Source organism: Stenotrophomonas sp. C9D9, assembly GCF_056491205.1.
Genome location: NZ_JBSZIF010000005.1, coordinates 23,130 through 36,210 on the forward strand (window position 1 = coordinate 23,130; position 13,081 = coordinate 36,210).

General features: G+C 64.9%; 12 protein-coding genes. All 12 read right to left on the bottom strand.

What is annotated here, in order from left to right; all coding sequences use genetic code 11:
* Positions 1 to 6: 6 nt before the first annotated feature.
* A complete protein-coding gene (locus ACXI0D_RS15185; RefSeq protein WP_479642214.1) occupies positions 7 to 645 on the bottom strand; it encodes a hypothetical protein in 639 nt (212 codons plus the stop codon).
* 93 nt (positions 646 to 738) lie between these two features.
* On the bottom strand, positions 739 to 1,908 hold the full coding sequence (locus ACXI0D_RS15190) for a hypothetical protein (RefSeq protein WP_479642215.1): 1,170 nt from the start codon (positions 1,906 to 1,908) through the stop codon (positions 739 to 741).
* The gene (locus tag ACXI0D_RS15195) at positions 1,905 to 5,207 is read right to left on the bottom strand and encodes a hypothetical protein (protein WP_479642216.1); all 3,303 of its coding nucleotides are present in this window, start codon (positions 5,205 to 5,207) and stop codon (positions 1,905 to 1,907) included. Before ACXI0D_RS15195 ends, ACXI0D_RS15190 begins: the two co-directional genes overlap by 4 nt.
* A gap of 2 nt (positions 5,208 to 5,209) precedes the next feature.
* Entirely contained in the window at positions 5,210 to 6,064 is an 855-nt protein-coding gene (locus ACXI0D_RS15200) for a carboxypeptidase-like regulatory domain-containing protein (RefSeq protein ID WP_479642217.1), read from the bottom strand.
* A 15-nt stretch (positions 6,065 to 6,079) separates the two neighbouring features.
* A complete protein-coding gene (locus ACXI0D_RS15205; protein WP_479642218.1) occupies positions 6,080 to 6,379 on the bottom strand; it encodes a hypothetical protein in 300 nt (99 codons plus the stop codon).
* 10 nt (positions 6,380 to 6,389) lie between these two features.
* A complete protein-coding gene (locus tag ACXI0D_RS15210; protein WP_479642219.1) occupies positions 6,390 to 6,803 on the bottom strand; it encodes a hypothetical protein in 414 nt (137 codons plus the stop codon).
* Between the two features lie 15 nt (positions 6,804 to 6,818).
* Entirely contained in the window at positions 6,819 to 7,493 is a 675-nt protein-coding gene (locus ACXI0D_RS15215) for a phage adaptor protein (protein WP_479642220.1), read from the bottom strand.
* Positions 7,494 to 7,496: 3 nt separating this feature from the next.
* Positions 7,497 to 7,997 carry a hypothetical protein gene (locus ACXI0D_RS15220; RefSeq protein ID WP_479642221.1) on the bottom strand — a complete coding sequence of 167 codons (501 nt, stop codon included), beginning with the start codon at positions 7,995 to 7,997 and terminating at the stop codon, positions 7,497 to 7,499.
* 53 nt (positions 7,998 to 8,050) lie between these two features.
* A complete protein-coding gene (locus ACXI0D_RS15225) occupies positions 8,051 to 8,434 on the bottom strand; it encodes a hypothetical protein (RefSeq protein WP_201116952.1) in 384 nt (127 codons plus the stop codon).
* Positions 8,435 to 8,509: 75 nt separating this feature from the next.
* Positions 8,510 to 9,628, bottom strand: a complete 1,119-nt coding sequence (locus ACXI0D_RS15230) for a phage capsid family protein (protein ID WP_479642756.1) — start codon at positions 9,626 to 9,628, stop codon at positions 8,510 to 8,512.
* A 217-nt stretch (positions 9,629 to 9,845) separates the two neighbouring features.
* A complete protein-coding gene (locus ACXI0D_RS15235) occupies positions 9,846 to 10,970 on the bottom strand; it encodes a hypothetical protein (protein WP_479642224.1) in 1,125 nt (374 codons plus the stop codon).
* A gap of 18 nt (positions 10,971 to 10,988) precedes the next feature.
* The gene (locus ACXI0D_RS15240) at positions 10,989 to 13,079 is read right to left on the bottom strand and encodes a portal protein (protein WP_479642225.1); all 2,091 of its coding nucleotides are present in this window, start codon (positions 13,077 to 13,079) and stop codon (positions 10,989 to 10,991) included.
* Positions 13,080 to 13,081: the final 2 nt, after the last annotated feature.

The window sequence follows — 13,081 nt, forward strand, 5'->3', positions numbered from 1 at the left end:
ATCACATCAACCGGTCAGGCTGGTCTGGTAGCCCAGTTCGAACACCTCGCCGTTGTACAGCTCGCGCTCGTTGCTGAATCGCGCCGCCGACCACAACGTGCCATCAGTTCCGCCCCGTACATCGCTGGAAACGAGCATGCCGCACGTGACCTTGATGCTGGTCGCGCAAACGATGTTGAACTGTGCCTTGTTGGCCACGTTGCTGATGACGTTCGCGGCCGGCGCAGCAGGGTTCCACTTCGGTCGAGTGGTATTGCTCCAGCCTTCCGTCGTGGAGGTGATCTCGCCCAGTGTCGAGGCGAAGTTGGCAGCGGTCAGGCCCGCACCCGGATTGGCCGCGCCGTTGCCCATGGTCAGATACCAGGCCGGAATTTTGGCATCGGTGAAGAACATGACACCCAGCGCCTTCATGATTCCCTGATCAACAAGCAGGTTGTGGTCAACCGTGTAGTCGTCATCACGCCCTACAACCCGATGGAAGTAGGCGTTACACAGCACCTTGTCATCGAAGACCACGATGCCCTCGGGCGTGACACGGAAGTTGCCCTGGCGCAGAGCGTCGGCAAGGTGGCGATCCCAGCGCCGCAGCCAGTTGCGCATCTTCTTGGTGGCGGTATGGATCAACGGTTCGAGCTTGGAAGTCATGGCGGTTTCCTTGGTGGATTGATGGTGTTACATGTGGAACCTTGCAGCCACAACAATGGCCGGGCCTATGCCCAGCCATCGACTGCAATCGTACTACGCGACTGCGGCGACGACGCGCCGTCCGTGAACGCACAGGGCGCCCCCAGCGTGGATCAGACCGGTAATCCGATCTGCCTGCAGCTCGATCACGGTCCCATCCTCAGTGCCGAGCACGTAGCCGTTGGGCGCCAGCCACACGGCCATCCGTTGGCCTGGCTGCTCAGTGCGTAGTGCCCCGGACGCGACGACAGCAACAGCGCCCTCGATCGGCGCCAGCGCGCCCGTCATGTCCTGGGACCACTCGCGAGGGCGGGGCCCTCGCAGGACTATGACACCTGCGCGCGTCCCTACAAACACGGCCCTCCCGACGGCAGCAAGCATCGTGATTCGGTGCGGGAATTGCACGAAACCGTGCCGCGGCGAATGCAGGCCGTAGCGGAGGGGTTCGCTGAACCGGAGCACGTTTCCGTGCGCTACCAGCAGATAGCCTTGGAACGAGGCGACATGCTGCCCTGGGGGCATGCGACGCAGGTTTCGGGTGTCTGCGGCGGCGTCCAGCCCCCCGTTGCCCAAGTGGTAGCGGGGGAAGCCGAGAGGGATCTCAGCCGCTCGGTACAGCTCCTCGCCGTTCGGATGGGTCCGGTAGATGCGCAGGGCCGTAGCATCGCCCGCAGTCGGCAGCGCGGTCAGGATGATTCCGCCTCCGTCGGGCACGTCTACGAACCGCAGCGATGAAAGGCCCCCCTCACCCTGATCGGAGACAAAAGCCACAGCGACGCCGTAGCGCCCCATGCGCATGCCTCCGCCCTCACCTGCAGAAGCTGCCGGCGGAGGCGCATCAGGGACGCCGAGGGGCGCTGCGCGGCCGTTTTTGACGCGCAGCAATGTCGTCCGATTTCCCACAATCACCTCCCCATTGACCTCTGCATAGGTACATGGGTCGGCACTGTTCAGCAGCGCGATCGGTTGCAGGTCGGGGGCAGAAAGTAGCTCTGCCCCAGCGGCCGCGAACGCCCCGGCGTTTCCGGACCAGATGCTGTGGAGGTCCGCGCGCGCATGCACCAAGCGTGCGCCGCGGCGCCGCCCAGGCCTGCCGTCTCGGTCAATGTCGACATTCGCGGCATCGGCCAGCGCAACCTGCCGCCCCTCCTCGTCTCGCTTGAGCGTGCTGGACGCGCTCACGTTGTCCATCCCCAGCGGCCACGGGCCGAGCGGAGTAGTCATGGGCTCACCTGTCCTGTGTCAATTCTCGGAATCCCTACTCGGCCGTGTGCGCTTCCCTGCGCGGCCATTGCTTTGTTGCCGCACCAGCGTGCGACGGCGGTCGGCACCCCCACTGCGTCGGCCCGGAATGTGTGCGGCGCGACGGGACGGCCAACTCTCGGCGCGCCGACCGTCCCGGCAAACCCGGCGGTGCGCACCCCGCGCAGAATGATCGCGTTCCCGCTCGCTCCCATATCGGTACCGTGCACCTTGGCGCGTCCGGCCTCCCACCGATCGATGTCTCCGAATTCGCCGGCCTGCAATCCACTCGGGCGCAGAATGGAGGTGCTCGCCAGCAGCGGAACCCCGCTTCCACCTGCCGCCAGCGCTCGGGGCCAGACGTAGCGTGTACCCATGCTTATCGACGGCCAACCCGCGCTGCCGGCAGGCCCGACCGAAGCGCCGACAACCCGCCCGGTACGGCGCACACGCATGCGCGCCGCGAAGTGGCCTGGCGTGTACTCAGCTACCGCCCCGTCTCCAAATCCGGCTGGCGAAACGGAGCGAATCGCGTTGCTGACCCATGGCAATCCGTAAACCGCCATGTCCGCGCCCTGCGCGTTGAACGGCGGGTATGCGTGGCTTACCCAGTGCGACCTCCGCGGCCATGATGGCTCCGCCGGCGAGCTGATCGTGAAGCTGTCCCAGCCGCGCGCCAGCAGTTGGCGATGGAAGAGCTGGACTTCGGAAAGCCCGAAGCTGAGCCCGTCGATCCCAGACGGCTTGGCCGTTCGCGGCCCATAGTCGGCCTCGATGATGATGGCCCTGCCAAACTCTGCCTGGTCCTTGCCAACGGCTTCCACGACACCACCCGCGTTCACCTTCGGGAATCCGAAACGCTGGAATCGGCTGCCCTCCATCCGGATGTACTGGGGATTGACCCGAAGCGCTGGGAATCCCAGCGCCCCCGCATTGACACCTACAGCAGTGACCGCCCGATGGAAATGGCTCACGCCAGCCTGGCCCCACACCGGACGCTCCGTGGTGAGCTGGCCGTTGGCATTGAAAAGACTGTAGAAATCCATGATGTGGCCCAGCTCGTTCCAATAGCCGGTGTTATAGGGATAGCCGCGCGGAGCCCACACGTAGCGCGGCCCAACGTCTGCAACAGGAGGAACCGGCGCGACCACACCCACCGGCGCGATGGTCCGCCAGGCATTGAGGGAAGGAGTTCCGAACTGGTTACCACCGATTTCGCGCGGCGGTGGGATGCCAATGGGCGCTATGCCCATGTACTCGAGCAGTTGCATACCGTGCTGGGTAGCGATGAAGCCCTCCGGCCGGATCGCATTTTCGCGCACGATCGGCGTACCTACCTTGCGCTCACCGCTGTCCCACCCAACCACACCGAGCGTTCTCGTTGCAGGTGGATCCGGAAGCACATTGCGGACAGCATGCGTTTGCGAAATCGGCCGCGGTGCAATACCACCGGGTAACACTGGCTGCCGCCGGTCCTTTACGACATGCGTACCGAAGGCCTGGGCGTTGAATCCCTGCATGTCGAAGGAACGCCACCGGTGATAGACCCGTGCGTCGCCCCAAAGAGTGGCCACTGCCCCCATCTGTTTCAGCTCTGGGGTGACGTTGCGCACGGTATTGCTGCCCATCTGGTTTGCCGGCGGCAGAACTGCCCAGGCAGCGATGATGTTGAAGCGCTGATGCAGCGTGGCCAACCCGTGACGGAACGACGCCCAGCCTTCAGCCTTCAACGTTCGCTGTAGGTGCTGCACAACCGTCGCTCCGAAAGGCGGCGGGTTGGGCAGTGAAAATGCGGCGACAGCACGAACCCGGAACGACACCATTCCCCTGCCGAACGCGGATTGGTCTACGCCCATGTGGCGGAACCACTGGCGGTTGCTCCACACCGGCCCGTGCTGACCGAAGGCCTCAGACCGCCAGCCTGCAGGAGCTATCACGCGCGCCGCGTTGTAGACGATGTTGCCCAGCGGGCTGCCCCACGCCAGAGAATCCCCACCTCGCGGCCTAACACTGCGGATCCGGTCCGCTACCAGCGTCACGCCCCACCGCGCCATGTCCTGATCCGGCAGGGTCCGGACGACCCGCGCCTTGTTGACCACCGAGGGTCCACCCATCACCGCGTGATTGCGCCCCTCCGTGCGCACGAGCTTGTTCCGGTTGTCCACGCGCGTGAAGGATCCGAACACTCCACCATCGCTGGGGGAAGGCGCGAAGAGCTGCAGGATCAACTGCAGCCTGTTGATGACCTCGCCGCGGCCGAAGCGTTCCGGTTCACTGGGGCCGCCATCCATCCAACCGATCGGCTGCGCACGCTGGACGAAGTTGTCCAACCGGTGCATCGGAATGGGTGGCGGCGCCATACCTCGTCCAGCAATGTCCACGATCACGCGGGGGACGTGCACCTCGTGGTTTCCCACGCTGCCGGGCACGATCCCTTCGGGGATCACGTCGTGGTTGAAATCCAATCGTGCATTGCCATACCGCGTCGCAACAAACCACAGCGGAAACACCTGCCGCTCGAAGAACCAGGCAACTGCACTGCCAAACGCAGCCGAATTGATACCGCGATTGGAAAGGTCGATCCAACGCACCCCACCCGCGAAGGCATGCGTGCCCCACAGCGTGGCCACCAGCCCCGCCGGTGTGACCCGTCGAATGCCCAAGCTGACCCAGTGCTCACCGAACCCACGGAAGGCGCTCAGGCCAGCCGGTCGCACCTCTTGATTGAAGTTGAATACCGTCGGCCTACCGGTGCCGCTCGGCGGGATGCCTACCGGAAATGCCTGCGGGAAGCCGTTGACTACCAACGGCCGGCCGTAGCGGGCCTGATCTGCGCCTGCAGGTCGCACATAGGTCAGATGGTTCCGCACCACACCAGTGCCGACAGCGCCTGCGAGGAACCCTGCAGGGCCTACGTGCATCTGCTGGTTGCGCACCAGCGGCTGCCCCAACACGGTGAAGACCTCACCGCCAGGGAAGATCCCCAGGTCTACCCCACCGATGGGCTGGAACGACAGCGGAACGTCGGTGCTGGGCGGACCGATGTAGCCGGGCAGCGTAGTGCCGAAGTCGAGATCAACTCGAACCTTCGGATCCGGTAGGACCGTACGCACCACAGTCGCGCCACTCGGCAGCGGCAGTCGCCCAATACCCCACGGGGAGACTGTGCCAGGCGGCGGATTCGCCAGCGGGCCGCCGCCACCGAGATCGAGCACACGGCTATCCGCCGGGATGTACCCGGTCGGCAGCCTGTCAAATCGGAGTTCGACCTCGGTGGGCATGGCTACTGCAGCACGACGCGATCAGCGATCACTGCGTTGGTCAGAGGCGCCACCTCATCGTCCAGTGCAATCACATACATCACCTTTCCAGGCAGGAGCGAAACGTCGATCGAGTAGCGGCCATCCGCGCCGCTCATTCCTCGACCAACGACGCCCCCGGTCTCGCGATCATGTATCACTACCCGGCGCGCCGCTGGCGCACCGGCCTGGTCAACGACCGTACCGGACACGGTTCCGCCCCGAGTCGTCACTTGAATCAGATAGCGTGAGCCTCGAGGGATCGTGCCAACGTTCACCACTGAAACAACGGTGGTTCCATCAAACACAATGGCCTTCACTGTGACCCCAGCAGCGGCAGCAGTGTTGTCAACCGCAATCTCCATTCGCTGACCACGTACCACTCGCGCAACGAACTTGACGCCCTCTCCGGTGCGGTTGTGGGCGCCACGGAACAGCGCCGCGCCGGAATTGTGAATGCCAGAGAATTCGGAAAGACCTGAGTCGACACCTACGGGGTGATAGATCAGCGCAAGCCTGCGCCCGGTGTTCATGCTCTGGTATCGGTCAATGCCGTTTGAGGCAAGGTTCGGCGTGAACGACGAGCTCGAGCCAAAGTACAGCGGGGTAATCTCGATGCCCCCTTCGTACGCAACAGCGATGGTATCTCGACCGCCCGACCACAGTGCCGGAGCATCTACCAACGCAATGCCGTCGTCGCCGCCCACCGCAGGATACGGAGTCGTCGGCTCCACCACATCCACCGCCCACTGGCCATAGATGGCGTCCAGCGTGCGCTCTTCGGTCTTGAAGTCGACCATCGTGAAATGCTCGTCGCTGATGGACACCACCACGGCCATAATCAGTCTCCTCTATCACGTCAAGCCGAACGGACTTTCGCCCCACCAGCAGCCTTTCTCCGCATGCCAGGCAACATAGCGATCCAGCCACCAGTGCAACTCCCCCCGAGCCTGCGCGTGTGCGGTGCGATCCAGGGCGTAGCGCTCCGCGTCTGCGCCTGCGTGATTCGGCTCCCGCTCGGCCACGTACATCTGATATGGCGGCAACCGGCAAAGGGCCGCCAGATCAATCGCAGGAGCATGCTCTGTTCCCATTGCGCCAAAGGCGGCGATGCCGCCTGGCGCGAGTGACTGGGTTTGGGGTTTCTGGCTCATCGCCGAACCCTCACAGCTTGAAGATGCGGTTAGTACCGTTATCCCAGGTAACAATGATGTCGCCACCGTTGGGGGTGATGGGCAGGCCGGTGGCGGTGTCGATGTAGGCGATCAGGGGGCTGGTGCCTTCGGTACCGGTGTCGGAGTAGAGCACCAGCGCCTCAATGCTCGGACCGGTCACACTGGAGAACGTGATGTCCGCCGCATCTGCCGCACCACCGGTAGTGGTCTTGCTCGTCAGCGTCACGCCGCTGGCGGTGCCTACACGCGCCGAGGTCGGGATGTCCGACAGGAACTCATGCGTGGTGAAGTTTGCGGTGTATGCGCCGGTGTCCACCAAGATGCACTTGATGGTGTCGCTCAGCCAGTTGAACTGGCCTTCGAGGAAACGCTGCCGGCCCTTGTCGTAAAGGGTATTTGCCATGGTGATGCTCCAGGTTTAGCGGATGCCGCCGTAGGTAGTGGTTACGCGCTTGCGTTCGCGGTGCTTGCGCATCACGTCCGCAGTGTCTCGGGTACCGAATGTGCGCTCGAACTGTGCGAGCGCCAGGCCGGCCTTCTGCTGGTCTTCGGCGTCCGCCTCCGGCCGCGACCACTGCCGATAGAGCATCCAGTCCACCAGTCCCGCGTGATGGATAGTGCTGATCTCAGGAGTGTCATCGTCGGCTGCCATTTCCTTCACCGGGAAACGGTAGACCGCGAGCTGCAGCGTTCCTTCGCCGCTGGGGGTGGGCCACATACGCAGGCGATCGCGCCCGTCATCAGCCAGCACCTTCGGCCGGCTCGCCGATTTCCGTCGCCAATCAGGGTGGGCACGGATCCAATCCAATCCGGTCAGGTCAAGCTCGAACTCGCGGCCGTCCGCGCGGATGAAACTGGCCGCATCAATCCAGTGCACCAGCTCGCCCAGCTCCACCCGCTCCTGTCCGGGCTGAACGTCGTAAGTGGTCACGCCGGGCCGCGGCGCGTCATCGAACAGGAGGCGCGCGCGAACGCATGCCTCCCGCACGGCCTCGTTGGCGTATCCGATCAGGGTGGCGCCCTCCGCGAAGAAGGGCGCCACCTCGTCATCGGCCCGCCGCCGGTATTCGGCGATCAAGGCAGCCAGGTTCATGGCTTACTGGCCAGCGCCCGGCGCGCCGTCGGCACCAGCATCAGCTTCACCCTGCTGGCCAACCTGCGCAACACTGCCGTCCGGGCCTGCAACACCGGCCGCCTCCGCAGCCTTGCGCGCAGCTTCTTCCTGCTGGGCCTCTTCCACCATGGAATTCCATTCCTCGAGCACGAGGCCCTTGTCCGCGCGGAAGCCGCATTCCTTGCTGACGATGTTGATGTTCGGGGCGCCGCTGCCGGTGAAGTCGCCCTCGCCGTTGCGCTCCACCATCAGGATCAACGCCTTCCGGATCTTGGCGCGCTCATCCAGCGGGGTGACGGCATTCGGACCGGCGACCGCCGGCTCGAGGGTTCGCGTCCGGATCGTGGTCTGGTCGCATTCGCAGCCCTTCGTCAGCGCTTCCTGGTGGAACATCTCCTGCAGGGGCTGCCAGTCGGGACCGACAAGGGTGACGTGTCCGCTGGACAAGGCCAGGCGCACGCCATCGGGGTGACGGAATTTCATGGTGGTGACTCCGAAGTGATAAAGAGAGGGCCGCCCGAAGGCGGCCCCGTGGATCAGCCGTAGATTTCGTCGCCGCCGCCGACGACGACGTACTCGGCGATGGCGAGTGCGCGGCCAGCGGTGGCAGCGGTACCGGTCTGCGCCAGCGAGAAGGTCAGCGTGCCGCCTTCTGCGTAGTGCTTCGGAGCGTTGGCGGTCGTTTCGCTGCCGATGGACTTCACGTCCACGGCATCAGCGAACTTGGTCGTGCCGTCGCTGATGGTGGCCGTCGCGGTGGTGCCGCTGTTGAACGCGACCACGGTCAGCAGCGCCACCGCGGTGATGATCGCGCCCTGCGGCAGCTTGACGGTGATCTCGTTGCCGGCGCCGATGTTCTTGACGCCCAGGTCGATCACGACCTTGCGCCCGAACTGGGTGTCGCTCTGCGTCTTGCTCATTGGATGTACCTCTCAGACGTTGGGATGAAGCATCGGCCCTTGCGGGCCGATGGTGTCTCATGTGGAACCTTCAGATCACAGCGCGTGGTCGATCGCCATGATGCCGAAGTCCTCGACGCTGCCGCCGTCGTAGGAGCTGGGGAACTGCGGCTTCAGCCAGCCACCCATCTTGGCGATGGAGATACCCTGGCGATTGCCGTAGTCCATGGTCTCCTCGTCCCAGTCCGGTGCACCCAGGTCGGCCAATGCCAGGCCCTGCGCGCCCAGCAGCAGCGAGCGGGTACCGTCGACAGTGCCCGAGCTACCCCACTTGTTGCTGTTGGCTGCACCGGTGGTGCTGAAGGTGCGGGTGTACGGGTGGATCACCAGCCCGTTCATGGTCACGACGGCGCCCGAGAAAATCTTGTTGGCCTCGCCGCGCACGTCGCCACCGACCAGGCACTGGCGGAAGTCGGCATCACGGTACAGGTGCGCCATCGTCTCTTCGTGCACCAGCAGGATGTAGTAGTCCTTGCCACCGATGTTCAGAGGGGTGATGCGCTTCATCTTGGCCTTGGCCTTGATGGACGGCAGCATGGCGTAGGCCGGCTTGTCGTCGGCCACGATCGCGCTGGTATCGCCAGCCACCAGGCCCAGCGTCTTCGAGTAGCGGAAGTGGCGGTTCTTGCTCGGCGGGCGGATGTCGGCCGCATAGTCCAGGTCGGTCCACGGATCCTGGCCTTCCGGGGTGACACGCGGGCTGCCATCGGTGTTCAGGCCGTAGCTGATACCGGAAGCGGTCAGGATGGCCTGGTCTTCCCACGAATCGGCCAGCCACTCGGACAGCGAGCGACGCGCCGGGCGGCGGAACTGGATCACCGACTTCTGTTCGGCCAGCTTGCCCTTGTTGACCACACCATTACGGATCTGGTCGAAGTTCACACGCTGCCAGTGGGCCTCGAGGGTGCGCTCGCGACCCTTCAGGCGGTTGTCACCGACGGTACCGCCGCCGGTCATGCGCGAGATCAGGTGGAAGAACGCGCCGGCCTCACCCTTGCTGTTCTTGGACAGCTCGGTGATGTGCTCGATCGCGCCCGAGCCTTCCTTGCCAAGCAGCTTGGTGAAGAAGAACTTGTCGGTCATCTCCTCGTACGCCTTCAGGCGGTACGCGAGCTTCTTTTGCGGCTCCATCGAGCCAAAGTCAGTTGCACCCATGGTGGGTTCTCCCTGCGGGGTTCATCAGTCGGAATGGGGAAATGTCTGGACTGACCTGTTCGCCGGTCGCCGCGAAGCGCAGCCATGGATCGGGGCTGCGAGCCGTGGGGTACCCACCCTGGGGACGCGATTGGTAACGCAGCTCGCGTGCTGCGAAGCACCTGCTCGGTGAGCGAGCCGCGCGTGGGGCGCGGCGCCCTTCTTCCACTGCTGAACCCTACAGCTCGCCGTCCAGCAGCTCGGCACGCTGAGCTGCAGACAACTTTTTGAACTCCCCCGGCTTCAACTCTTCCAGATTAACCTTGCCGGCCAGCGCGCCGCTACCCATACCGCCGGCCGGCAGAGGCGGCGTCCCCGATGCAGCCGCCGCGGCTCGCGCAGCAGCGACTGCGCGAGGGTCGACGCTGGCCGCGCCAGCGCCTGCGGAACTGCCAGCACCGCCTGCGCCGGCCGGGGCCCAGTTGAATGCCTCGTGCGCCTGCTTGCGCACGGTATCCAGCAGTGCATCGTCGCTGAGGCGCTTCGTCGGATCCTGTTCGGCATCGAGCTGGGCCATCAATGAGGCCACCGCCTGACGACGGATCGGGTTGGCCAGGAAATCCGAATTTTCGGCCTCCCACTTCTGCACCTTACCGTTCCAGGACTGCAGATCAGCTTCCTGCTGCTGGCGGATCGTGTCCTGTCGCTGCGCTTCCTGCAGCTCATGGAAACGCAGGGTGGCGCGGTGCTCGGCCTCGGCGACCACCAACGCGTCACGCTGCTCGTTGTACTCGTCCGTGTCGATGTCACCGGCATCCCACTTCTCCCGCAGGCCCTGCTTCTCCACAGCGAAGTCGCGATCTGCCGGCCGCTGGCCGACGGATGGTTTCTGCGCCTTGAGCTGCTTGAGTTCTTCGCGTGTCTCGCGAAGATCCTTCAACACACCGTTGAAGGCCGCGCGGTCGACCGGCTTCGAGTCGTCCTCCTGACCGGCAGCGCTGGCGTCGCCGCCTTCACCGCCACCGGCACCGGCACCGCCCTCGGCGCCTCCGGCAGCCGCACCTGCGGCGGCGCCGGAACCGGCCTCCCCGCCACTGCCTTCGGCACCGGCTGCGCCGGCTGCTGCATCGCCACCACCAGCGCCCTCGCCGCTGGTAACGCCAGCAGCGGCGGCGGCCGCCGCCGCCTCGGGGTCACCAGCGCCAGTACCGGCAGCGCCGGCGGCGCCTTCGGTCCCTGCAGCGGTCTGGCCGGCGTCGTCGGTATCGCCTGCGTCGTCATCGATGGAGGCCAACAGGTTCTGGCGGGTAGCCTCGTCCATGTTGTTCGGGTGAGTGCTGTCGTCGGGGATCTGCGTGCTCATAGGGTGGTGACTCCTGGGTTACTGGATCGGCTGCTGGGACTGCATGCCGGCGGTGATGCCCGCCTCCGGGTTGTCCGGGGTGAGCGGATGGGTGGATGCCGGCGGCAGCGCCTCGGGCTCAGGCAGGGCGCCCGGCGCCGGCTGCGGCACGATCGGCGCCGCGTCCTGGTCTTTGAAGCCGCTGGAACGCAGCAGCGCATCGGCAATCTCGGCGGTCTGCGGGATCGCAGTGATGATCTCGGCAGTTCGCAGCGCGCTGAACTGCGCCTCGACGGCCTTGCCAACAGCCGTGTTGTCGGCCAGGCGCGCCTGCGCCCGCTTCAGCTCGGCCTCGGCCTCGGCAACTGGATCCGCCTTGCCCTGCGCCTCGCGCAGAGCGTTGGCGATCTCGGTCTTGTCCGCCAGTGTGGACGCCTTGAGGATGAACTGCGGTGGGATCTGGACGCCCATCTTCGACACGATCCGCTCCATCTGCTCGAGCTGCCCATTGTCGAAGGTGACCGCATAGGGCTGCTCGCTGACCTCTACGTCGTACTCGCCGATGGTCAGGTCGTTGAGGATTGAGCCGTCGTCCTGCGGCATGTTCAGCATCAGCGGGATTCGGCGTTCCACACCGTATTCGTCGGGCTCCGCGATCCGGATGACACGCGGCGCGGTGTAGAAGCGCTGGACCAGTTTGAGAGCGCGCTCGGCCAGCATCTGCCGGGTGCGGCTCAGGTTGTCCAGGGCAATACCGAGCGCCTGCTGTGCGGCGAATTGGCGCGACTGGATGGCGATGCCGCTCATATCCGCGCTGCCCTGCCCCATCGCAGACTCATTGACCGCCGTGACCGTCTGCATGTTCCGCTGCAGGAAGTCGATCATGTTCTCGATGCCGCGCGGCGGCTGGTTGGGCTCGATCTTCTGGAACGGCTGTGTTCCTTGCTTCCGCAGCAGGACCAGGCCCGTTTCGCCGCCGCGCGCGGTGAACTCATCGTCGGTCATGTTCTCGAGCGAGTTGGCCTCGCCCTGCCAGCCACCATTGGCGCTGGCGTTGACGATGTGCGCGTACTGGCTCACGAACTTGTTGATGAGATCCTGCACCTGCGCGGCGTTGTCGAGCATGCCGACCGTCTTGCCCCGACGGAAATAGGGGAAGTACGGGATCACCGTGAAGTGGTCGTAGGGCGACAGCTTGTCGTAGACGCACACCTCTGGTGCACATACCTGCCACCGCACACGGCGGATGCGCCGGCGCATCACGTGCACGCCCTGCTCGATCAGCCAGCCGATCAGTTCGGGCTCGAAGCCTTCGATGATGCGAAGGTCACCGGTCGCTGGCCACTTCGCCACCAGCGTCTGCTGGTACTCATGGCTCTGGCGGTCCACAACCCTGTAGCGGCGCCAGGTTCCCTCCTCGCCGTACCAGCCCATGTTCATCGCGTAACTCGGCGGCATGTTGCCGAACGCGTCGCGCATCATCCCCTGCTCATCGCCCCAGTTGTTGTGGACGTAGGCCATGGATGAGTCGCGGATCTCGTCCGCCGCGTCCTTGCCGTAGTTCTGCTCGATCTGCGAGTGCGTGAGCCAACGCGTGATGCTGCAATCGGCCCAACTGTCCGGGTCGTAGGACGTTGCATCAGGATCCGGCAGCACGTCGCGCGGATCGAAGGTGGTCAGACTGACCTCGCCCTCGTCGTTGTCGTCGTAGTTCATGCGCAGGTCCAGGTACCCGCGCTGCTGGATCAGACCGTCGAGGAACGAGTCTGTCTCGTGGAACCGGTACTTGGTATTGCCCAGCGCGTGCTTGATGACCTTCGAAATCACCTTGGCGCGCTGCTCATCGGCCTGGCCGCCCTTGGGCAGGTAGGCCATGTCCACACGGTTCTGGATCTGGTAGCCGACGGCGGCGTTCACCGCCTGCATGCACATGTTGACCTCAACTGCAGGCCGGCCATCGGCCTCGACCTCCTGCCGGATGGCTTGATCCCACTGCCGCCCCGCGCCGAGGTAGTAGTCGTCCAGCCGCGTTGCGGTGGCCATGAAGTCCTCATGCCCGCGCTTGTAGCACTCGTCCAGCCGCCAGAACACGTCGCGGGCGGTGTCGCGGTTCGTCGTTACGTCGCTCATCG